Raw genomic sequence first — 21828 nt, 5'->3', positions numbered from 1 at the left:
TATGACGCAACGTGTTGTGCCTGAGCGTGAGACACCCCCGCGCGTGCTGGTCACGGGAAGCCATGGTTTCACTGGCCGCTATGTAGCGGCCAGTCTTCGCCGGGCCGGCTATCGAGTGCTGGGGACCGCCAGTCGAGCAGTGACCTCGGATCACCCGGACATCGCCGCCGAAGACACCTATGCGCTCGACTTGCGCGATGCGGAACAGGTTCGTGGCGTAATTGGCGAAGCCCGCCCCGATGCCGTGGTTCACCTGGCGGCCCTCGCCTTCGTCGGCCACGGTAATGCAGACGACTTCTATGGCATCAACGTGCTGGGTACCCGGCATCTGCTGGAAGCGCTGGCGGAACAGCCGGTGGTGCCCCGCAAGGTTGTCCTTGCCAGCAGCGCCAACGTCTACGGCAATGCCCGGGGAGGGCGGCTGGATGAAGAGACTCCCTTCAATCCGGCCAATGACTATGCCGTCAGCAAGGTCGCCATGGAATACCTGGCGCGGCTGTGGATGGATCGGCTTCCACTGCTCATTGCGCGCCCGTTCAACTATACCGGGGTCGGCCAGGAGGAGCGCTACCTGGTACCCAAGATCGTTGAACATTTCCGGCGTCGCGCCGATCGCATCGAACTGGGCAATCTCGATGTCGCGCGGGACTTCAGCGATGTGCGCGCCATTGCCGAAGCGTACCGCGGGCTGCTGGAGTGCCCCGCCGTTGGCCAGGCCGTCAACCTGTGCAGTGGCGCCACGCTCAGTCTTCGCGACCTGATCGATATGTGTGCGGCACACACCGGTCATGCCCTGAGCGTTGACGTCAATCCCCGTTTTGTCAGGGCCAGCGACGTCAGGACGCTGTGTGGCGACAACTCCCGGTTGCAGCACCTGCTCCCCGATTGGTCTCCCATGCCATTCGCCGATACCCTGTCCTGGATGCTGGCGGCGAACTGACCGCGTCATTTCAACCCCTGAGGCGCTCTCGTGGCCGGCGCGGCTGCATGGCCAGCTCGGTAGCCAACGCAGCGCCTCTCCTCATCGCCTGCGGCCATCGCGAACCTCGCCTTCGTGGCGCCCGATGACGGAGTCGGCGCGACACATTGCGTTGAACCGCGTCTGCGGGCGAATCCTTCAGGTTAGTTTGCACTTACTTATTTTCTAGACTTTGAAATGCAGGCCTTTCCATGGCCTATTCCTCGTTTTGATAGTAAGTCTTCACATCGTTTCTTTCGCCTTGTCAGAGGGAGCCCACTAATACCTTGACAGTACACAAGGCGTGGTTATGCTGGCAGTGAAGCTCAAGCGGGAAGCTCCGTCTTTTGTCTGACAGGACTACACCCGATCTCTGGTTACGTGGTATGGTCTCGTCGCCAATCGGCGGACTACTGACATGGTACGCGTGTCAGGAACTTTGGGCGCAAGTGGTAGTTTGCTGGCAGTTAGCCTGTGCAGTCTGCTGCTGTCCTCGTAGCAAGACGCGAATCTCAGTTGAGGAAGAAAAAAGATGGAATTGACAGCTACCGAAAAGCTGGTTCACCAGATGTACATCGCTTACTATCAGCGGCCCGCCGATCCCGAAGGGCTGCAATACTGGGTGAATCAGCTCGAACAGAACGGCAATTGGTCCAGCGTTTCCGCTGCATTCGGCGCCGCTGAAGAAAATGATGCGCTGTATGGCGGCATGAGCCGTGCAGACGTGATCAAGGCTGTTTATGACTCAGCCTTCAACCGGGCTGCCGTCGACTCTGAAGTCTCTTACTGGGACGACAGCGGTTTCAGCCTGACAGACCTGGCCTTTGCCATCATCAACGGTGCCCAGAATGATGACCTGGCAACTGTTAACGCCAAGGTCGACTTCTCTGCCGAGCTCGTCAGCCAGGTTGGTTCCAATGACGCGTATCTGAAGCTGCAGAACGTCAATGACCTGCTCGACACCGTTGATGCCGATACCGATGTGACGGCTGAGTCCGTGAGCCAGGCGATTGACAGCCACACTGAAGGCCAGACCTTCACGCTCACTGCAGATAACGCTGGCGACATCGTTACCCTGACTGGCAACAACGACACAGTGACTGCTGAAGCCGGTTCTCTGGCGGGCACTGTGATCAGCGATCAGGGCGGTAACGACACTCTGACCGCGACTCTGAACAGTAACCTCGACGCCACTACCCGCGTGCAGGGTGTTGAAGACATTACTCTGAACTGGGATTCCTACAGCGCTCCGTCTCTGGACGTTGACGGCGTTTCTGGTGCTGAGATTACCCTCAACGCTACCAAGTCTGGCTTTGTCGGTAACGCAACCGTTCAGAACCTCGGCGACAACAGCCTTACCGCTGGCGAAGGCATCACTGGTAACCTGACTACGTCTGGTGTTGCTGATTCTACTGTCAATACTGGTTCAGCCAAGACTGTTACAGTTGACGGTACTGCTCAAGACAACGACTCAGTCGTTGTTAATGCCGGTGATAGCACTACTGATATCACTGTTGGTAACACTACTGGCGTTGAAGACGTCACTGTTACTGCTGGAGCAGCGACTACTGATGTCACTGTGAATCAGTATGACACTGCCACAATTGATGCTGGAACTGCTTCCAACATCGACGTGACGGCTGATGACTCTAGTGATACCGCTACAGTAACTGTTGGTGCTGATGCGACAGTCACTGCAAGCGCAGCCAATGGCTCTCTGACGCTGAATGTCGCTGACGGTAAAACTGTTACTGTCAACAACATCGGTGAAGATCTGACCATTGCTGGTGATGGCGATGTCACTCTGAAGTCTAGTGGTCTGAATGGTGAAACTGTTAGTAACGCCAAAGAATCTGGAAGCCTGACTGTAGAGTCCAGCGTTGCCGGTACCCTGAACCTGGAAGACGTCGAAGCTGACGAAATCAAGCTGTCGACCGCTGGTTCTACCACTGCGACTCTGGCTTCTGGTGCTAACGTGGCTGTCAGTGCTGATCTGGCAACTGGCGTTTTCCAAACTGGCACCAACGATTCCAAAGCTGATTCAGTTAACATCTCTTTCTCGGAAGATCAGAAAACCACTACTACCTTCACTAACTTCGAAACCGTTAATATCGAAGCATCTGCTGAAGCAGGTACAGGCACTGATCTGACTATCGCTAGCCTGGCTGCATCTGGCGCTACCGTGAATGTGACTGGCGACAATGATGTTGAGCTTTCAACAATTGCCACCAAGTCTCTGGATGCCTCCGCTCTGACTGGCGATCTGACCATTGGTGGTTCTACTTCAGCTGATGCCACGATTGCTGGCTCTGAAGGCAAGAACGACGTCACCATGGATGCTTCTAACGCTGGTGATAAAGCAACGTTTGTCGGCCAAGATTCCGATGACATTGCCAAGTTTGGAACCTTGGCTGAAACGGCAGAGGTAACTGCAGTCACCGGTGGCGGTAACGATACGGTTAACGCCGATATTTCCGGCATGGGTACTGGTGGTAGCACTGATGAAGGCTTCCTGGTAGTTGAAGCAGGTGCAGGTGACGACGTCGTCAACCTGGCTAATGGCTCTGGCGCTCTTGCTTCTCCGGATTCTGACGCTACCGTCGTTCTGCAAATGGGTGAAGGTTCTGACACTCTGCAAATCTCTGGTAACGCTGGATACGACCTGTCGGGTACGAACCTGACCATCTCCAGTGTTGAGAAAGTTGATTTGGGTCAGGCACTGACGCTGTCTGCTTCTCAGTTTAACTCACTGGGTGATTTTGAACTGGTTGGTAGCGCTCAGTTGACTGCTGATGGTTCTGCTTCTACCGATGCTCTAACCATCGATGGTTCTAATGTCACGCTGAACTTCGGTTCAACTGCTACTTTTGCCGCTAAAGGTGGGGCAGCAGGTGACACCATTACTGGTACTGTAGCCGGCGATACCATCACTGGTAATGGTGGAAACGATACCCTCACTGGCGGCAAGGGTGCCGATACCTTTGACTTCGCTGGTAACGGCACTGATAAGGACACCATCACTGACTTTGTGACCGGCACAGACAAAATGTCTTTCGATGGTATCGTCGGTACCGATATCACAGCTACGTCAGGTACTGCCTTGAACGCAGGTTCAGTGACAACTGCTGCTGCGCTTACCGACGGTAGCGTCTATGTCACGGATGATGCTAGTGCTTCCTTGCTCTCCACAGGTGGTAGCGAGAGCGTTAGTGACTTTACTGACATGTCAGATGTTGCTGCATTCCTTGCAGAAGGCTTCTCTGCTACTGCTGCTGGCGATGCCGCTGTCTTTGTCCTCAATGATGGAAACGGACAAGCTTACACCTACCTCTTCCAAGAGCAGTCTAGCTCCGCATCTAATGTAGATGCTGGCGATCTGTCCTTGGTCGGTGTGGTCACCGAGAGCAACGATGCTGCTATCGTTGCTGGTGATATCGCCTAAAGTGCTCGTCAGTGACCTATCGCCTGATAGGTCAAGGCAACAGAACCCCCGGCTTCGGCCGGGGGTTTTTTATTTCAGGCTCTCTAGGACTTGTCTCGCCCCGAGGGCTGATAAAATGCTCCCAACGTCACCGTCCAACCGGAGCCGTTATGCCGCAATGGTTACCCATCTCCCGCACCCAACACGCTGAGCTTCATTACCAGCCGCGCCAGGGCTATGGCTTCGCGGCCGAACAGCCGGTCGCGTCGATCCTGCTCGCCGAACTGAGCAAGCTGCTGCCGCACTATGCGCTGGGCTTTATCCAGCAGGGCGAACAGTACCAGCCGGTGGCGCTGCTGGGCCTGAATGGCCAGCACAATCTCTATGTACATCCCGATGGTCGCTGGCTGGGCAGCTACGTGCCCGCCAGTCTGCGGGGTTATCCGTTTACCCTCGCCAATACCCAGGACCAGCAACAGGTGCTGTGCATCGCACAGGATCACCTGCTGGAGAGCGAACTGGGCGAGCCGTTGTTCGACGCGGAAGGGCAGCTCAACGAGCGTGTGCAGCAGACCCTGAAGTTTCTGCAGGAATGCGAGAAGAACCGCCAGCTGACCCAGCAGGCCGCCAAGGTACTGGGCGATAGCGGCGTGATCGAACCCTGGCCGTTGCAGATCGAGCGTGGGGAAGGGCAGGAACCGCTCAAGGTGCAGGGGCTGCATCGCATCAACGAGAAGGCCTTGAACGAACTCTCCGCCGAGGCTTTCGCCAGTCTGCGCAGCCACGGTGCCTTGGCATTGGCCTATGGCCAGCTGTTCTCGATGAACCAGCTCTCGCAGCTGACCGAGCGGGCGAAGTTTCATGCCCAGCAGCAGGCGGGCAAGGCTGCCGACGAGAATCTGGATGCGTTCTTCGACGGTGACGACGAGGAACTGACCTTCGATTTCGGGGAGTGATGCTTTAGACTTGGCAACCGTCGTGACTAAGCGCCCTGAGCAGGGCCTGTCGTGACGTTGTCCACCCAGCCGCCGATGTAGTGGCTTATAGGGCTCGGGTTACCGACGGCCGTCCATGGCACACCCCGCTTTAGTGACAATCCCTTCCCGTCCAGGCCGAAGACGTCCCATCTCGGGGAGCGTGGTGTCATTGTCGTACCGGCACTCGAGATGCCGCTCCACGAGCGATGGTGAAACGCGAGTAGAGTTGATGAACCAAGATGTGCTCGAAGTGCAGATCCTGAAACTGCTGCATCTGCATGCCCCCGTAAAAGCCCGCCAACTGGCTTCTATCCTGGGTGACGAGTTTGGACTTCACGTCGACCGAAGTGATGTCAACTCGTTGCTGTACCGTCTCAGGACGGAAGGCAAGGCGCAGATGAATGCTTCGTACCAGTGGAGCCTGCCTGTTGCCGCCAGGGCAAAGCCTGGCTCTGATGCCAGCGCAACGCCTTTGCAGGCCGAGCCGGCCCAACCGGCGATCGCATTTACCGATGAGCAGCAGGCCATCATCGAGCTTGACCCTTCCCAGCACTTGTTGATCCGGGGGCAGGCGGGCAGTGGCAAGACCACCGTGCTGGCCGCCAGGGCGGGCAGAATCCTGTCTGCCATGAGCAAGGGCTCCCTGCTCTTCCTGACCTACAACTCGGCTCTGTGCGCCTATGTGAAGAAGGCGTTCCGGCAGGCGGGGGTGACAGGGGAGGTGGATGTCAGAACCTTTCATGACTGGTCACGCAGCACGGCCAGGGCAATAGGGTTCGAGTTCGCTGGCTGGGTCGATGGCAAGGCGCGTGGCGAAAAACTCAAGCAGTTGCTCAGGGAAGCGGAAGAGGTGATTGGCAGCCATCGTTTATTCGATCTGAAGGCGTCTCCCCAACTGCTGGGCTGGTGGGGCGATGAAATCGCTTGGCTGTTCGGTCAACACATCGTGCGGCTCGATGAGTATCTTGCGGTCGAACGCACGGGGCGGGGGACGGCCGTGCGGGTCACGCAGGAAGATCGCCGCTTCGTCTGGTTTGTCTACGAGCTGTATCAGGAGTGGCTCGAGGAGACCCGCCAGGAAGATTATGACAATCCCGCCGGGCTACTGCTGCGCGTCCTGATGGAAACGGGTGGCGATCTCCCGGATGAGTACCGCCATGACCACGTCATGATCGACGAGGTGCAGGATTTCGACAAGAGCTGGTTGCTGGTGGCCGCGAAGATCCCGCGTGTGTCGCTCAGCATGGCCGGTGACTTGGCCCAGAAGATCTACCGGCGAAGCTTTACCTGGGCGTCGGTCGGCATCCAGGTGCAGGGTGGTCGTTCCCGACGCCTTTCCGCCAGTCATCGCACCACGCGGCAGATCATGGACGTGGCCGAGCATCTGCTGGCGAACAACGATGTGATCGACAGCGCCGATTACGTGGCGCCGGTGCGCCCGGACAAGCATGGTGAAAAAGTCAGGCTGATGCTGGCGGCCGATGCGAAGCAAGCCTATGACAAGGGGTATGACTTCGTGGCCGACAGGTTCAAGCGGCTTCGCACCACCTCGGTGGCTGTGGTGCTTCCGTTTTCGCGACAGCTTTATCCGGCCCAGAAGGCCCTGGAAAAGCGCGGGCTGACGGTCAAGAAGGTCAAGGGTGCCGGGCTGGGCAGTTTTTCCGGGGGAGTTGCCGTCACTACCTATCACCAACTGAAGGGCCTCGAGTTCGACCATGTGGTCATCATGGGGTTGCATGATGCCCAGTACCCGGGTCGCATTCTCGAGGGCGTGGCCCGGGAGGACATGGACCAGGAGGCGAGCCTGTTGCGGCGTGTGCTCTACGTTGCCATGACGCGTGCCAAGCAGAGCGTCACGCTGGTCGGCTCTCTCCCGTTCTGTCGCTTCTTCGAAGACGTACCGGAAACGTTGCTGGATAGCGTGCCGTGAGGTGACCGCTCACAGGGGCTCTTGGCGGGCAACTCATCGACGGTGAAGCTCACTACCGCCTTGCCGGTGGCGTCGTCCCGCTCGATCAACCGGTCGCTGATCGACAGGTTGCCCCATGCCGCCCTGTGCGGCGTTTTATGCCGCTACCTGCCCCGTTCCTACCTTACGGCATAAACGCGGCCCACGGGCCGCTGTAGGCTGCTATCATGGCGCCATGACCGACTCCCTCGATGCCCAGGGCCCCGATACGGCCCCGATCCCTTCCGAGACCCGCGAGGCGCTGCTGGCCACGCTGGCGGGCTACGAGCACCTGCTGTTCGAGTCGATGGGCCAGGCGGATTACGACGCGCTACGGGCCCTGTACGCCGACTGGGTCGAACGGCTGGGTGATTCACCGGAAGCCATCGCCATCTGTGATGCCCTGGACGACTTCATCGATGCCAATGTCGAGGAGGGCGATGCCGAGCGGGCCTACTTCGACCTGGTAAGCGCGGTGCAGCAGGGTGGGAAGTAGGGCATCCTGTCAGCCATGAAGATTTCCAACGCTCCCGTCAGTTACCAGGCGCACGTCCGCCCCGCGCAGGTGCGGGACATGATCCGCCATTGCACGGCCTTGCAGGCGGCCTACGATCGTCTGACCCGTGCAACGATCCAGCATCCGCAATACTTCCTGGACGTCAGTGCGCAGCCTGACTGGCGTGTCGTGGCCATGCAGTGGGCCTCGCAGCCGGAAGTCACGGCTTTCCGGGAGGCTGCGCTCAACAATCACTTCGTCTGTGCCAACTGGAAGCCGTTCGACCGGCTCCAGGGGGAGACGTACCGGTCACGGGAGGCGTTGCTGCAGGGCCGTCCCTTGGTGCCGATGCAGGCCGATTTTCCCTGGCTGCGCCGCTTTATCCACTCCGTGGTGACGTGGGAGAGGGACAAGGCTGACCCCTGTCCCCCGACACTGCGGGTGGCGGCAGCAAACCAAGGCTGGACACTGGTTGCCAGCGCCTTGCAGCAGGAGCTGAAGGCGTTTGTTAGCGGTGACGATCCCTGGGCGGAACTGGGTCGCTGAAGCTGCTTGCGGTATTCCGGGTTGGGGGAGAGCAGTATCCACATCAAGAATGCGAGGAGCGGCTCCGCTTACTCGGGCTTGATCAAATAATAGCCACTAGCATTGACTAGCCCTCTCGCGTGTGGCTCTTGGTAATACTTTTGCTCATCAAAGAACGGTAAGGCTTCGACACGGTACTCTACGCCGTTGCGTAAGAGTGCCTTTCAAAACCTGCCTTGAAGCTTGTTCAGACAGACCAGGGAACAGCCCAACAGCGTAAAGGCATAATGGAGATCGACTCGCCGCTCATAGCGCGTGGTGAGCCGCCTCATCCGGCCCAGCCAGGCAAAGGTTCGTTCGACAACCCAGCGATGGCACCCGAGCCGCTGACTATCCTCGACACCTCGACGAGCAATGCGGGGCTGAATACCCCGCCGGCGGCACGCTCGGCGGCAACGTCGATGATCGTATGCCTTGTCCGCAAGGAGCTTGTCGGGGCGACGGCGAGGGCGCCCTGGCCGCCCCGACGAAACCGGTGGCACGCTGTCGAGCAGAGCTGCCAATGGCACACTATCGTTCATGTTGGCTCCCGAGAGCAGGACAGCCAGCGGGACACCGTGGCGATCGGTCAGGAGGTGCCGCTTGGTGCCGGGCCTTCCTCGGTCTGTCGGGTTGGGACCGATCGCTGAGCCCCCTTTTTTGCCGGTAGGGAGGCCCTGTCCATACAGGCTCGCTCCCAATCCAGCTGATCCGCGTGCTGCAAGTGTTCCAGCAGCGTCTGATGCAAGCGTTCCCAGACGCCCGCTTCCTGCCAGTCACGCAGGCGCCGCCAGCAGGTAACGCCCGAACCGCAGCCCATCTCTTGAGGCAGCATCTCCCAAGGGATACCCGAGCGCAGGACGAACAGGATGCCTGTCAGGGCTGCGCGATTGGAAACGGGAGGCCGACCGCCACGCGGCTTGGGCTGAGGCGGCGGCAGTAGCGGCTCGACGATAGACCAGAGTTCATCGGATACGATCTTCTTAGCCATGCCCAAAATCTAGGAATGGCGGGAGCCGCTTTCAAGGTTTTGAAAGGCGCTCTTAGAGATAAGTAGATTTAGATATATTACTGACCCGTCATGGCAGCCGATCCGCATGCCCCGGAAGGACTGGGGATAATGACGCCAAAGCCCCGGACGTACCGGGGATCGTTGTCGGGCCCGAGCTCTAAAAACTTTCCATTGGCAATGCGTTACGCCGCATGACGCTCATGGGATGCCAACGGCCGGTCAAATAATACGTCATCGCCGGAGTCGCTTTCCGCCCGGGCATGACCCCGGGGTCTTCCGTCAGCCACGTAACGGCACTGACGGCATCCGACATCGATTCAAAAAATTTTCAGCCACGTACTACCTCCTTGAAGCCGGGAAGCGATGGCTTCGATGACACGTCATTCCCACCTCAGGAGGTTTTCATGACGCTCACATGTCCGAGCTGTGGCTCGCCGCGGGTTCGCGCGCGACACCGCGGTCGCAAGGTTGGCGGAGGGATCGGGGGTACGGCAGGGGCGGCCAGCGGGGCCGCCGGTGCGCTCAGCGGCGCCGAGACCGGGGCCCTGGTGGGTGCCTGGGCCGGGCCGGTCGGCCTGACCGTGGGTAGCCTGGCCGGGGCGATCTTTGGTGGCCTGGTGGGGGGCACGGCAGGCGGTCTCGCCGGTGCCCGTCTGGGCCAGCAACTCGATGCCCGTCTGCTCGATAGCCACCAGTGCCTGGCCTGCGCGCACACCTTCCGTCCTCACGGCGAACCGTCCCTGGCGGAGGCGGGCAGGCGTATTTAGTGCGACGCCAGTTCGTTGAAAAACGCCGGGTTTTCCTGAATGGTCGCGAGCACCTTGGCCGCCAGGCCGGTCGGGTTGCGACGCTTGCTCTCCCAGCTCTTGATCGTATCCACGCTGGTTCCCATGGCGTTGGCAAATTCGGCCTGTGACACATGCAGCGCGGCACGGATGGCTTTCACATCCGCGACCTCGTGGCGTGTGACACGCGCGCGGGTCTTGCCCTGCTTGATGTCGACGGCTTCCTGCAGCGATGTCTGAAGGTCGTCAAAAATGCTCATTCGGAAACCTCCCCCTTCAACTGGTGGGTCAGGGTCTTGAGTGCGGCCTTTTCCGCGGACGTCAAGCTGTCTTTCACGCTTTTGGGATAGGCCAGGATCAGGTAGATGACCTCGGCGGTGGCCAGAAAGTAGATGACCCGGGCACCGCCCTGTTTGCCTTGCTGCCGCAATGCCATGCGAATCTTGCGTAGACCGCCTGTGCCCTGGATCAGATCCCCTTTGTCGGGTTGCGCGATCAGGATGCGCTGAAGCTCCTTCAGTTCCTCATCGGTCGCGATGCTCTGGATCTGCCGAGTAAAGGTCGGTGTTTCAATAAATTCAATGGCATGACTCACGTCAGGGGCGTCCTTCGGGTCGTGTCTTGCTTGGTGTACATAGTACATCTTTCGGCAGGGTCTGTCTATCAGGACACGCCGTCTTCCCCGCGCATTTCGCGCATTCCGCGCATTTCGCGCATTCCGCGCATTCCGCGCATTTCGCGCGTCCATAACCCATCCACTAATCATTCGTTACGGCCCAGCCCGCTGCCTTCGGGGAGCGGGCCGTTATGCCGTGTTTGTGTCTCAGGAGAGAGATCATGACCCAGCCCACGTCACGTCCCACCGCGCTGTCCCCGGTTGTCGCGGATGAAGCGGCCCGTTCCGCCCGGCTGCCGGCCAGTGCCGATTCGGGAGCTCAAGCCGGTACCGCCGCATCCACTTCCAAGGCCACCGAGTCGCCCAAGTCCTCGTTATCCGCCCGAGCCCAGCCGGGCAGCGTTACCGCCTCGGTCCTCGCGGCCATCGAGCAGAGCGGGGTAGCGTCGCCCTCCTCGATGCCGATGGGGCGAGCCCCGCGTCCGCGTCGCCCTGACGGCCCCCAGCGCCGCTATCGTGATCAGGCCCGGCGCCTGGTCGATACCCGCGCCCTGGATCGCAAGGCCTGGCTGTCGATTCGCCAGAGCGGGATCGGCAGTAGTGACGCCGCCGCAGCCGTGGGCCTCCATCCCTACAAGTCCCCACTCGAGCTGTGGCTGGAGAAGACCGGTCGCCAGCCGGAAACCACCGACCCGGCCCCCGAGGCGCAACTGACCAGCCCGCTGCATTGGGGCCAGGTCCTCGAACCGCTGGTCGCCGAGCACTACGCCCGGCACACCGGTCACCGGGTGCAGCGGGTCAACGCCATCCTCCAGCACGTCGAGCACCCCTGGATGCTCGCCAACCTGGATCGCGAGATCGTCGGCAACGACGCCGTGCAGATCCTCGAGTGCAAGACGGCCGGGCTTCACGGCGCCCGGTTGTGGAGGAGTGGGGTGCCCGAGTACGTGCAGCTGCAGGTGATGCACCAGTTGGCGGTCACCGGTCAGCAGGCCGCCGATGTGGCGGTCCTGCTCGGGGGCCACGAACTGCAGATCCACCGCATCGAGCGTGACGAGGCGATGATCGCGCAGCTGATCGCCCTGGAGCGCCAGTTTTGGGACTGCGTCGAGCGCGATACGCCACCCCCGGCGGATGGCAGCGAGTCGGCGGATCAGGCCCTGCGAAGCCTGTTCCCCCAGGATGACGGCGAGACCGTCGACTTCAGCCTTGACGTGGGGCTCAGCCAGGCGTTCGTCGACCTGCAACGGGTGCGCCAGACCCTGGAGGACGCCAAAAAGGAGGAGTTGCGCCTCAAGCACCGCCTGCAGCAGGCCATGGGCACCGCGACGCTGGCGACGTTTCCCTCGGGCAGCCTGAGCTGGAAGCAGACCGCCCCGGCCACGCGGCTCGACACCAGGGCCCTGCAGCAGGATCACCCCGGCCTGTGTGCCGACTATCTGAAGACCCATCCCGGCTCACGGCGCTTCGTGGTGCGTCGTTGAGCGGTTCTCCCATCCCCCTCGAAACCTGACATCCCTATCCACCGAAACGCCTCAGCGCGGCTCTCCGGCCGTTCTGGGGCGTTTTTCGTTGTGGGGCAACCACTTGAAAAGACAGGAGGTTCCCATGCTCAAGGGACTCGCCATCACCCCGCCCATCCTGGGGCGGATCACCATCGGCAAGGTGGTGGAGAATCACGGCAAGCGTCTGCCGCAGAAGGACGATCAGTTCACCATTACCTCGCAACTGCAGACCCGCGAGGGCTGGCTGCGCCACCCCCTGGACGAGGCACTGCGCAGCGAGCAGGAGGGCAAGCTGCGGCGCATTCCCATCCGGTTGCTGTTCAACGACCCCGACCTCAACCTGCGCGCCGAGTACGCGCTGTTCGACCGCCAGACCGCACGCCCGCTGTGCGTGGGCGACGGCGAGCAGTGCAAGCGACGCACCCGCGAGGGCATGGAGACGCTGCCGTGCCCGGCCCCCGACGCCTGCCCGCTGGCCCAGGGCGGGGCCTGCAAGCCCTACGGGCGGCTCAACGTGTTGATCGGCGATGACGACCCGCTGGGCAGCTTCATCTTCCGCACCACCGGGTTCAACTCGATTCGCACGCTCGCCGCACGACTCGCCTACTTCAAGGCGGTCTCCGGCAACCGCCTGGCCTGCCTGCCGCTGGAACTGCGCCTGCGCGGCAAGTCGACCCGCCAGAGCCGTGGCACCCCGATCTTCTACGTCGACATCACCCTGCGCGAGGGCTGGACGCTGGAAGACACCCTCTCGGAGGCGCAACGCCTGGACCAGGAGCGAGAGGCCACCGGCTTCGACCAGAAAGCCCTGGATCGGGCCGCCAAGGCGGGCTTCGCCAACGGGGCCTTCGAGGACAGTGCCGAGGAGTCCGCCGACGTGGTGGAGGAGTTCTACCCCGACGCCCCGGTTCACCTACCGGGCGGGACGGACGCCAATGCCCCGGTGACGCTCGCCGACAAGCTGCAGGCCAGGAGCCAGCAGTCAGGCAAGGCCGAAGCTACCGACAAGGCGGAATCCCCCGCACCGACCACTGACGATAGTCAGCAACCCGCAGCACGCCAAGCCAAGCGAGCCTGAGCGCTCGACGTCGTTTCTCACCGCTACCTGCCATTGCCTAACGACGCCCGCTGCCTGGTAGCCGCGGGCCGTTATGCCGTGGTTGACCAATAAGGAGATTTGCCCATGCGTATTCTCACTCACGACCAACTGCATCGCGCCGCCCCCGCCATCTTCGCCCAGCAACCCGATCAAGCCGTCTCCGAGCGCTATGGCTTCGTGCCCACCATCAATGTGGTCGATGCCCTGCAACGCGAGGGCTGGTACCCGGTGCGGGCCCAGCAGACCCATGTTCGCCAGATGGAGCGCCGCGAGGTCGCCCGCCACCTGATCCGCTTCCGCCAGGACCCCGATCGCCAGATCACCGTGGGCGACAGTGTCACCGAACTGGTGCTGACCAACAGCCACGACCGCAGTGCCGCATTCCAGCTCGACCTGGGGCTGTTCCGGCTGGTGTGCCTCAACGGCATGGTCACCCCGGTAGGTGACGTGGGCGGTATCCGCGTGCGTCACGGCAAGCACGTCGTTGACGAGATCCTCGACGGCTCGATCCAGCTCAGTCATCAGGTGCCGCGCATCGCCGAGGGCGTCGAGGCCTTCCAGTCCACCCTGGTCAGTCAGAGCGAGGCTCAGCTGTTCGCCGAGGCCGCGCTGTCGCTGCGCTACGGCGACGACTGGCAGGCCACCAGCCCCGTGCAGCCGGGCGACATCCTCGAAGCTCGTCGCTCGGAAGATGCCAACGGCAGCCTGTGGAGCGTGTTCAACCGCACCCAGGAAAACCTCTTCAAGGGCGGCTTGCGGGGCCGCTCCCGTTCGGGCCGGGCCACCCGTACCCGGCCCATCCACAGCGTCACCGAGGACGTGCGCCTCAACCGCGCGCTGTGGACGCTCACCGAGCACTTCGCCGCGCTCAAGCAGGGCGAGATCGCCGCCTGACTCCCACGACCCATCATGACAAGGAGATCCCGTATGACTCTCGCGACTACTCACGTTTCTGACGCGGGCTTCCCCTGGCTGATGGCCGGGGAGCAGCCCGGCACCTACCGCGTCACGGGCGACGTCACCGACGCCCAGCTGCTGCACCTGGCCAAGCTGATCGCCCGCAAGCGGCTCAGCAAGGGCACCCAACTCGGGCGTCCCGACGAGGTCCATCGCTGCCTGCAGACCCTGATGCTCGACTACCCGCACGAAGTCTTCGGCATCCTCTGCCTGGACACCCGGCACCGGCTGATCGCCTTCGATGAGCTGTTTCGCGGCACCCTCGATGCCGCCTGCGTCTATCCCCGCGAGGTGATCAAGCACGCCATCGACCACAACGCCGCTGCCGTGATCCTGGTCCACAACCACCCCAGTGGCGATCCCGAGCCCAGCGATGCCGACCGGCGCATCACCCAGCGGCTTCAGGAGGCCCTGGGTCTGGTGGACATCCGTGTGCTGGACCATGTGGTGGTCGGTCACGAGGGCTATGTGTCGTTCGCCGAACGTGGGTGGCTGTAGGGTCATCCGCATCGCTCGCGGCACTCGCCGCCACCCACCTGGGCGGCTGGCCCGCTCACCTCCCGTCCCACCTCACGGCTGCCTGGCTCGGCGCCGTGGGGTGGGGTGTCGAGAGAGCGTATTTTTTTGATGTAGTGGGCAAATAGCTTGAAGGGGAAGCCGTGGGTGATAGCGCTTGACAAATGGTGCCGTGGTAGAATATTGCCCTGACGATAGGAGTTTCCATGAGCGAGCTACTCGATCCCACCAACGACTACGTGTTCAAGCGGTTGTTTGCTGAAGCCCCGGATCTGCTGGTCGATCTGATCAACGATTTGCGCCCGGACCTGCCCGACATCGCTTCGGTGGAGATTCTCAATCCCAACATCGAGCCGAACGAGCTGACCGGCAAGTACATCATCCTGGACGTGCTGGCCCGTGATGGCGACGGCCATTGCTACAATGTCGAGGTGCAGGTACGCCGCTACGGTGCCTGGCACAAGCGGGGATTGTTTTATCTGGCCCGCACGCTGGGGACTCAGCTGAGCGGGGGCGAGGACTATCAGGAGCTGCGTGCCTCGGTGGGATTGCACCTGCTGGACTTCGATCTGTTCACAGGGACGGAGGCCGAGCGTGAGCAAGCGGTCTGGCGCTTCGAGATGCGCGACGAACGCCAGCCCGATATCTCGCTGGGGAACATCCTGCAGATGAACCTGATCGAACTCAACAAGGCGGATCGCCTGGGCTTGCCGGAAGGCCCGCTACGCGCCTGGATCACCTTCTTCAAGCACTGGCAGGAGGAACTCACCATGGCCAATGTTGCCCATGAACCGGTCAAGAAGGCGATGAGCCGTATCCGCGAGCTCAGCGCTGATGAAGAGACCCGCCGCCTGGCCTTCGTTCGGGAGCGGGCGCTGCGGGATGAAGTGTCTCTGCTGAATGATGCACGGCGAGAAGGCGAGGCCCATTTGTTTGCCAAGCTCGTTAAAATGAAGTTTGGAGAATTGCCAGAGTGGGCGCAGCATCGTCTGGAACAGGCAAACAGCGACCAAATAAATGAATGGTCTGCGAAAATTTTGATAGCCAATTCTATCGATGAACTTTTCAAGCACTGAGGTGGCCAGGGAAGCGATGAGCCGTACCCGCGAGCTCAGCGCCGATGAAGAGACCCGCCGCCTGGCCTTCGTTCGGGAGCGGGCGCTGCGGGATGAAGTGTCTCTGCTGAACGACGCGAAGCGTGAAGGAGAGATGACAGGTGAACGTCGTGTTCTGCAGCGTCTACTGAGCAGGCGCTTCGGTGAATTGCCCGGTTGGATAGGTGAAATGCTAGAGGCAGCGGACACCAAGCGGTTGGAAGCATGGACAGATGAAATACTGACTGTCGATACCCTTGATGAGCTGTTCAAGCACTGACGTGGCGCGTCACTAGGGGGCATTGCTTCCACTGTAGACTCGTACCTATGCCGATGCGGCAGGGCATCGTCACGGGTTGAGTGCTTAAAGCCACTACACACTGGATACTGCGACACCTGCAGCGGCTCGGTGCCGAGGTCAATCTGGAGCAGCTCAACAGTTTGGTGGAGGACAAAGACATGTTGGCAGAGAATCTGGAGAATTGGGCACAGAAAGAGCGAGCTGAGGGTCGTGTGGAAACTCAGCGTGAAACGGCTCATAACCTGATTATGCGGACAGAGATGGATGACCAGATGATCTCAGAGATCACTGGGTTTCCCATTCAGGATGTTTCCCGACTCCGGCGAGAGTCGCAGCACTGAGGCAGCCATACCTACATGTTGGCAGAAAACTTAGAGAACTGGGCGAAGAAGGAGCGCCAAGAAGGTGAGCAGGTGGGGGTTGAAAAGACCAAGCGCGCGACCGCTCAAAACCTGACCTGATTACGTATATGGCTCAGCCAGCTTCAGGAGCCGGTAAGGCATCGGCGGTGTTCTCGCCGCCACCGTCAGAAAGCGCGGGATCATGGCCGTGAGGTCATAGCGCCGATTGAAGCGGTACTCGAACTCAGCCAAGTAGCGCGGCACATGTTGGCCACGAATGGCATGGTAGCTGCCGGTGATGGCGTTCTTGACGTTGCCCAGCACGGTGTTGACCCAATTGAAGGCGGGGATCTGTGCGCTGGCACGGCCACCGCCAGTAATGAAGCGCTCATGGGTGTAGACCGGCGACTCGAAGGCCCGGAAACACCCCAGGCCATCGCTGACCACCCGACTGCCGGGCGCGATGGCGACCTGGGCATAGCGGCGCACCTCGGCGCGGGTAAAACCGCTCACGCGACGCAGCTGGACGCGCAGAGGATGGCCATCGTCATCGGTCTGCACCGCGGCGACGAACGGGAACTTGTGCTCAGCGCCGCGCCCGCGCTTTCCCGGCCGTTCGCCGCCCAGGTAGGCATCATCGATCTCGATGCGTCCGGTGAGCGTCTCTCCCTGGTTGCGCTCATACATGACCTGCAAGAGCTTGTGCTTGAGCTTCCAGGCGGTGTTGTAGCTGACGCCGAGCTCGCGGGACAGCTGCAGCGCTGAGAGACCATTCTTGCGTTGGGTCAGCAGGTAGATGGCCAGAAACCAAGTGGTGAGCGGCAGATGCGTGGCGTGGAAGATGGTCCCGGCAGTCAGCGAGGTCTGGTGATGGCAGTGATGGCACTGGTACAGCCCGCGCGCAAGCTGGCAGCCGGTGGTGTTGCCGCAGTCGGGACACACGAATCCCTTGGGCCAGCGATGCTGGAAGAGGGCCGACCGGCACTGCGCTTCGGTGCCGTACTGGTCGAGAAACGCCGGCAACGACAGGCCGGACTGGAACTGGATGAGGTTGCGAGCCATGGCACTAACTCCTTGACCGTCCATATGATTCCAGTATAGGCCCGGGCCGACGTGGTAGCTGATCAACATGCGTAATCAGGAACCCTTTTATCAGGGTGTCAGCAAGGAACGATCATGCCTTTCCAGTTCGATGCCGAGTTTTATCTGGCGCAGAATCCCGACGTGGCCGCGGCGATCGACGCCGGTAGCGTCGAAAGTGCCGAGTGGCATTACGTGAACTACGGCGCCGCCGAGGGCCGCGACCCCAACGCCGTGTTCGACACCAGCGCCTACCTGGCCGCCAACCCGGATGTCGCCGATGCCGTCGAGAAGGGCATCATCGACCCGCTGACGCACTTCCTGCAGTACGGCGCCGCCGAGGGCCGCGCGCCCAACGCCGAGTACCAGGCCATCGCCGAAGGCTTCGACGAGCAGGCGTATCTCGACGCCAACCCGGACGTCGCCGCCGCCGTCGACAACGGCAGCCTCGCCACCGGCTACCAGCATTGGGTGCTCTACGGCGAGTACGAAGAAGCGCGCGCCCCGGCCACCTACAACGACGGCACCGCCGTCACCGAGATCACCCAGCCGATCATCGGCAACGCCACCGAGCTGACCACCGATGTCGACACCCTGACCGGCACCGCCGGCAGCGACACCTTCAGCGGCGTGGCCTCCGCACTGTCCTCCGCGCGCACCCTGAACGCCGGCGACAGCATCGACGGCGGCGACGGCAACGACACCCTGAACGTGACCCTGGACAGCGGCTTCGGCGGCTTCAGTGGTGACGGCGGCGTGCAGAACGTCGAGACCGTCGCCGTCAGCAACGACGGCTCCATCGCCCGCACCTTCAACGCCACCGGCGTGGACGGCGTGCAGCAGTACAGCCTGAACGGCAACGTCAACCTGGCCGGCCTGAGCGCCGCCGACGTCAGCGTGGCGCTGGCCGACAAGGCCAAGGGCACCACCGACATCAAGTTCACCGCCGACGCCGTCAAGGGCGCCAGCGACAGTCTCGGCCTGCAACTCGACAACGTCGGCACCGCCGACGACCCGGCCACCGACGCCAGCGAGCGGGAGGCGGTCGCCGTCACCGCCAACGGCATCGAGTCGCTGAGCGTGGCCGCCGAAGGCACCAACGTCGTCGACCTGAGCGGCATCGCCGCCGCCGACCTCACCGCCAGCGGCACCGGCAGCCTGGATGTCGACAAGGTTGGCACCAAGCTGGCCGGCGTCGACGCCGCCGCCGTGGAAGGCGACGTGGCCCTGAACCTGACCAACGCCGACCAGGTCAAGAGCGTTACCACCGGCGCCGGTGACGACACCGTCACCGCCGATACCGGCAGCCTGGCCGCCAACGCCATGATCGACGGCGGCGACGGCGACAACACCCTGGCGCTTGCCGGCAGCGGCGCCACCCAGTACCAGCTGGCCAACATCCAGACCCTCGCGCTGGGCGACGTTTCCGGCGGCCTGACGGTCTCCGCCCGCGACGTCAGCGGCCTGGAACGCGTCGCCCTGGGTGACAGCTTTAGCGGCAACGCCGTGCTGGCCAAGCTGGGCAACCAGGACCTGACCCTGGCGCTCTCCGGCGACAACGCCAACGGTGCCACCCTGACCAGCAGCCACGGCGGCGTCAGCGTCGTCGACGTCAGCGCCTCCGCCGACGCCGATGCCGACAACCCCGAGAGCCACGACGCCAACCTGGTGCTGACCCGGAGCCAGGCCGTCGATCTCAACGTGGGCGAGAACACCGCTTACAAGGGCGAGATCACCGCCGGCGCCGCCACCAGCGCGGTGGTCAATGTCGCCAGAGGGGCGGGCAGTTCTGCCGTCGATCTGCAGGCCCGGAATCTGATCGACCTCAGCGTCACCAGCGCCGCTGATCTTGACGTGGATGGTGCCCTTGGCCGACTGGAGTCGTTGAACGTCGAGACCGACGGCAATTTCGATGCCTTCGACGTGGATTTTTCCGCCATCCACAGCGTCGAGCTTTCCGGCGACGGCTTCGTGGCCCTGGACGTGCTGGGCAGCCGGACCCAGAGCGATTACGGCATCACCGTCGATGCCTCGGAACTGAAGAAAGGCTTGTTGATCGGCCCCCATGTCAAGGGAGCCCAGGCCCTGGATGCCGGCATCAATACCCAGGGCACCGATATCACCGTGCGCGCCAGCGATGTGCAGAATTTCGTCGATCTGGGCACACTCGACGCCGACAACGGCGCGCAGGTCTCCGGTGATGTGACGGTGGATCTGGCCAATATCGCCGGCAGTATCTGGCTGAACCACATTTACGGCAACAATGTCACCATCGACGTCAGTGATGCGCTGGGCCCCGTCGAATACTCGGGCATCCTCCGTGCGGCCGACACCCTGGTGCTCGACGGCGCCGAACTGACCACCAACGTGGCGACCGTGGCCGCCACCGGGGAGAGCCTTGACGCGACCCTGAACGGGGGCATCGCCGTCGACCGGTTCACGGTCAACGCGATCGCCGCCACCCGGGAGCTGGCGCTGCAGGGCGATCTGGGTGTCGGCAGCGATGTGGTGACGGTCGATGTGTCGGACTATGCCGATAACGCGGAAATCGCCTTCGATGCGAGTTTTCAGGGCAGCGATAACCGCCTGGTCTTCGCGTTCGATAACACCGACACCCTGGTGCTGAAGGACGGCAGCTCGATCGCCGGTGTCGAGACGCTGGAAGTGCAGAACGGCACGCTGGATATTTCGGCGCTGAGCCGGGCGGACTTCGCCGAGGTGGGCAACGTCGTCATCGCCTCCGGCATCGCCATGCGGGCCGATCAGTTCGCCGGGCTGTCCTCCATCGAGGCCAATTCGTCATCGGCACGAGTCACGGTGTCGATCGACAGCGCCGAGCAGGCCGAGCAGGTCAAGGCCGCGCTGGCCACGATACAGACCGATGCCGGCGCGCATGCCCTGAACCTGGGTATCGAGGTGGCACAGTCCGTGGTCGATCAGGCGGGCAGTGTGCTCGACGATATCGCTACGCGGGTCGGGAACGGCGGTGGGTTCGTCGCCCGGCAAACGGAGCAGGCGGGCGGCGGCAGTCCCGTCGAGATTGCCGGCGCCGTGCCGCTGGCCGAGGCGCTGGCGGCGGACGGCGCGAGCTTCGCCGACGGCGTGACGCTCGCCGACGTCGCCTACTGGGATCCCACGACCGAGACGCCCATCGCCTTCACGGCGGGCACGACGTCGCTGGATGTCGGCAGCAAGACACTGCTGCTGCGCGATGGCGCGGATATCAGCGGCCTGGCCTTGTCCAATGTCGCCGGGCTGCGGATCGAGGACGCGGCGACGGTCACGCTGACACCCACGCAATATACCCAGTTCACGTCCCTGAACGCCGGGGTGTCCGGAACGCCGGGGCATGAAACCGTGGTCTTCAGCGACGGCGGCGCGGTGGATCTTTCTGACTCCGGCGTGCCTTACAACTACGTGGAGGAATACCGGCTGAGCGATGCCGGCAACGTCTTCACCGGCCCGGATGGCGGCTTCATCATCACCGGTGGCGCGGGGGCGGATACCATCACCACCGGCACTGGCAATCAGACCGTCACCGGCAACGGCGGCGATGACATTATCGACCTGGTGCCCCAGGATTCCGGTTCCGACACCCTCGTCTACACCATCGGTGAGGACGGCGATGACACCATCCTCGGCTTCCGCGCGGCGACCGCCGATGGCAACCCGGCGCTGGATGCCGAGGAAGACGTTCTGCGCATTACCAGTGAAAGCGATGCGGCCCATCTGGCCGAGGAAATCAGTACCATCAGCTTCATCGAGAACGGTGGCTATACCGGATACAGCGGCGGCATCGCCGACAATACGGTCGATGTGCAAATCGCGTTCTACGATGGCGGCTCGATCACCTTCGCCGACTTCATTGCCGCCGGTAGTGACCTCTCCGGGTTCTCGTCGCAGGGGAGCTTCAGCGGCGGGAACGGCGACAAGGTGATCGATAGTGATGAAACCGTGGTGCTGACCGGCATCACCGGGTCGGAGCTGTCGGCGGCCTTCGGCGACAGCCTGGCCTTTTCCGGGTAACCCGTACCGCTTGTCCAGGTCCGGCGCCAGGGTTGAAGCGCCCTGGCGAATGCATTCGCTCCCACCGCATCGGCGCCGTGGGAGTGAACTCGTTTCAGGTTGCTCGTCGATCTGCGTGAACAGCCCGGTCAT

18 protein-coding genes are annotated in these 21828 nt (G+C 62.1%); 14 read left to right on the top strand and 4 right to left on the bottom strand.

Annotation, left to right across the window (positions count from 1 at the left end; translation table 11 throughout):
• The first annotated feature begins 1 nt into the window (after position 1).
• The 6 genes from KGQ91_RS00260 to KGQ91_RS00235 all read left to right on the top strand — a co-directional run bounded on the left by KGQ91_RS00260 (position 2) and on the right by KGQ91_RS00235 (position 8346).
• On the top strand, positions 2–940 hold the full coding sequence (locus KGQ91_RS00260) for a GDP-mannose 4,6-dehydratase (protein ID WP_224419948.1): 939 nt from the start codon (positions 2–4) through the stop codon (positions 938–940).
• Between the two features lie 550 nt (positions 941–1490).
• On the top strand, positions 1491–4400 hold the full coding sequence (locus KGQ91_RS00255; protein ID WP_224419947.1) for a beta strand repeat-containing protein: 2910 nt from the start codon (positions 1491–1493) through the stop codon (positions 4398–4400).
• 149 nt (positions 4401–4549) lie between these two features.
• Positions 4550–5335: a SapC family protein gene (locus KGQ91_RS00250; protein WP_224419946.1), complete on the top strand. Its 786-nt coding sequence runs from the start codon at positions 4550–4552 to the stop codon at positions 5333–5335.
• Positions 5336–5585: 250 nt separating this feature from the next.
• A complete protein-coding gene (locus KGQ91_RS00245) occupies positions 5586–7286 on the top strand; it encodes a UvrD-helicase domain-containing protein (RefSeq protein ID WP_224419945.1) in 1701 nt (566 codons plus the stop codon).
• 214 nt (positions 7287–7500) lie between these two features.
• Positions 7501–7800 carry a hypothetical protein gene (locus KGQ91_RS00240; protein ID WP_224419944.1) on the top strand — a complete coding sequence of 100 codons (300 nt, stop codon included), beginning with the start codon at positions 7501–7503 and terminating at the stop codon, positions 7798–7800.
• Between the two features lie 15 nt (positions 7801–7815).
• Complete coding sequence (locus KGQ91_RS00235; RefSeq protein ID WP_224419943.1) at positions 7816–8346, top strand: hypothetical protein; 531 nt, start codon at positions 7816–7818, stop codon at positions 8344–8346.
• 203 nt (positions 8347–8549) lie between these two features.
• Here KGQ91_RS00235 and KGQ91_RS00230 read toward each other — a convergent pair.
• Positions 8550–9355, bottom strand: a protein-coding gene (locus tag KGQ91_RS00230) for an IS5 family transposase (RefSeq protein WP_377172366.1) whose coding sequence is annotated in 2 segments (ribosomal slippage) — positions 8550–9007 and positions 9007–9355 — 807 coding nt in all. Because the reading frame shifts where the segments join, the coding sequence is not laid out codon by codon here.
• Between the two features lie 425 nt (positions 9356–9780).
• On the opposite strand from KGQ91_RS00230, the gene KGQ91_RS00225 reads away from it, so the two are divergent.
• Entirely contained in the window at positions 9781–10143 is a 363-nt protein-coding gene (locus KGQ91_RS00225; protein WP_224419942.1) for a hypothetical protein, read from the top strand.
• On the opposite strand, the gene nadS is transcribed toward KGQ91_RS00225, so the two are convergent.
• Positions 10140–10421, bottom strand: coding sequence for a NadS family protein (nadS, locus tag KGQ91_RS00220; RefSeq protein ID WP_224419941.1), 282 nt, complete (start codon positions 10419–10421; stop codon positions 10140–10142). The two genes, KGQ91_RS00225 and nadS, sit on opposite strands and share 4 nt — an antisense overlap.
• The gene (locus KGQ91_RS00215; RefSeq protein WP_224416727.1) at positions 10418–10756 is read right to left on the bottom strand and encodes a type II toxin-antitoxin system RelE/ParE family toxin; all 339 of its coding nucleotides are present in this window, start codon (positions 10754–10756) and stop codon (positions 10418–10420) included. The genes nadS and KGQ91_RS00215 overlap by 4 nt, the downstream gene beginning before the upstream one ends.
• Positions 10757–10998: 242 nt before the next feature.
• Between KGQ91_RS00215 and KGQ91_RS00210 the strand changes: the two genes are divergently transcribed.
• The 6 genes from KGQ91_RS00210 to KGQ91_RS00185 all read left to right on the top strand — a co-directional run bounded on the left by KGQ91_RS00210 (position 10999) and on the right by KGQ91_RS00185 (position 16228).
• Complete coding sequence (locus tag KGQ91_RS00210; protein WP_318010230.1) at positions 10999–12261, top strand: YqaJ viral recombinase family nuclease; 1263 nt, start codon at positions 10999–11001, stop codon at positions 12259–12261.
• A 124-nt stretch (positions 12262–12385) separates the two neighbouring features.
• Complete coding sequence (locus KGQ91_RS00205) at positions 12386–13360, top strand: recombination directionality factor (protein ID WP_224416729.1); 975 nt, start codon at positions 12386–12388, stop codon at positions 13358–13360.
• Positions 13361–13465: 105 nt separating this feature from the next.
• Positions 13466–14275 carry a DUF932 domain-containing protein gene (locus KGQ91_RS00200; protein WP_224419940.1) on the top strand — a complete coding sequence of 270 codons (810 nt, stop codon included), beginning with the start codon at positions 13466–13468 and terminating at the stop codon, positions 14273–14275.
• A 33-nt stretch (positions 14276–14308) separates the two neighbouring features.
• On the top strand, positions 14309–14836 hold the full coding sequence (locus tag KGQ91_RS00195) for a JAB domain-containing protein (protein WP_455429892.1): 528 nt from the start codon (positions 14309–14311) through the stop codon (positions 14834–14836).
• Between the two features lie 224 nt (positions 14837–15060).
• Positions 15061–15930 carry an Rpn family recombination-promoting nuclease/putative transposase gene (locus KGQ91_RS00190; RefSeq protein ID WP_224416732.1) on the top strand — a complete coding sequence of 290 codons (870 nt, stop codon included), beginning with the start codon at positions 15061–15063 and terminating at the stop codon, positions 15928–15930.
• A 16-nt stretch (positions 15931–15946) separates the two neighbouring features.
• On the top strand, positions 15947–16228 hold the full coding sequence (locus KGQ91_RS00185) for a DUF4351 domain-containing protein (RefSeq protein ID WP_224416733.1): 282 nt from the start codon (positions 15947–15949) through the stop codon (positions 16226–16228).
• Between the two features lie 482 nt (positions 16229–16710).
• Here the strand turns inward: KGQ91_RS00185 and KGQ91_RS00180 are convergent, their stop codons facing one another.
• Positions 16711–17652, bottom strand: a complete 942-nt coding sequence (locus KGQ91_RS00180; protein ID WP_224416734.1) for an IS1595 family transposase — start codon at positions 17650–17652, stop codon at positions 16711–16713.
• Positions 17653–17766: 114 nt separating this feature from the next.
• Here KGQ91_RS00180 and KGQ91_RS00175 point away from each other — a divergent pair, with 114 nt between their 5' ends.
• Positions 17767–21696 carry a beta strand repeat-containing protein gene (locus tag KGQ91_RS00175; RefSeq protein WP_224419939.1) on the top strand — a complete coding sequence of 1310 codons (3930 nt, stop codon included), beginning with the start codon at positions 17767–17769 and terminating at the stop codon, positions 21694–21696.
• The last annotated feature ends 132 nt before the right edge of the window (positions 21697–21828 follow it).

This window comes from Modicisalibacter tunisiensis (assembly GCF_020148005.1).
Taxonomy (GTDB): domain Bacteria; phylum Pseudomonadota; class Gammaproteobacteria; order Pseudomonadales; family Halomonadaceae; genus Modicisalibacter; species Modicisalibacter tunisiensis.
The sequence above is the reverse complement of the archived record's forward strand: the minus strand, read 5'-3'. Positions and strand labels throughout refer to the sequence as shown.

Bases quoted from the DNA above. Each gene is read 5' to 3' on its own strand.
- KGQ91_RS00260 (WP_224419948.1), top strand. From the start codon at position 2: ATGACGCAACGTGTTGTGCCTGAGCGTGAGACACCCCCGCGCGTGCTG.
- KGQ91_RS00255 (WP_224419947.1), top strand. From the start codon at position 1,491: ATGGAATTGACAGCTACCGAAAAGCTGGTTCACCAGATGTACATCGCT.
- KGQ91_RS00250 (WP_224419946.1), top strand. From the start codon at position 4,550: ATGCCGCAATGGTTACCCATCTCCCGCACCCAACACGCTGAGCTTCAT.
- KGQ91_RS00245 (WP_224419945.1), top strand. From the start codon at position 5,586: ATGAACCAAGATGTGCTCGAAGTGCAGATCCTGAAACTGCTGCATCTG.
- KGQ91_RS00240 (WP_224419944.1), top strand. From the start codon at position 7,501: ATGACCGACTCCCTCGATGCCCAGGGCCCCGATACGGCCCCGATCCCT.
- KGQ91_RS00235 (WP_224419943.1), top strand. From the start codon at position 7,816: ATGAAGATTTCCAACGCTCCCGTCAGTTACCAGGCGCACGTCCGCCCC.
- KGQ91_RS00225 (WP_224419942.1), top strand. From the start codon at position 9,781: ATGACGCTCACATGTCCGAGCTGTGGCTCGCCGCGGGTTCGCGCGCGA.
- nadS (WP_224419941.1), bottom strand. From the start codon at position 10,421: ATGAGCATTTTTGACGACCTTCAGACATCGCTGCAGGAAGCCGTCGAC.
- KGQ91_RS00210 (WP_318010230.1), top strand. From the start codon at position 10,999: ATGACCCAGCCCACGTCACGTCCCACCGCGCTGTCCCCGGTTGTCGCG.
- KGQ91_RS00205 (WP_224416729.1), top strand. From the start codon at position 12,386: ATGCTCAAGGGACTCGCCATCACCCCGCCCATCCTGGGGCGGATCACC.
- KGQ91_RS00200 (WP_224419940.1), top strand. From the start codon at position 13,466: ATGCGTATTCTCACTCACGACCAACTGCATCGCGCCGCCCCCGCCATC.
- KGQ91_RS00195 (WP_455429892.1), top strand. From the start codon at position 14,309: ATGACTCTCGCGACTACTCACGTTTCTGACGCGGGCTTCCCCTGGCTG.
- KGQ91_RS00190 (WP_224416732.1), top strand. From the start codon at position 15,061: ATGAGCGAGCTACTCGATCCCACCAACGACTACGTGTTCAAGCGGTTG.
- KGQ91_RS00185 (WP_224416733.1), top strand. From the start codon at position 15,947: ATGAGCCGTACCCGCGAGCTCAGCGCCGATGAAGAGACCCGCCGCCTG.
- KGQ91_RS00180 (WP_224416734.1), bottom strand. From the start codon at position 17,652: ATGGCTCGCAACCTCATCCAGTTCCAGTCCGGCCTGTCGTTGCCGGCG.
- KGQ91_RS00175 (WP_224419939.1), top strand. From the start codon at position 17,767: ATGCCTTTCCAGTTCGATGCCGAGTTTTATCTGGCGCAGAATCCCGAC.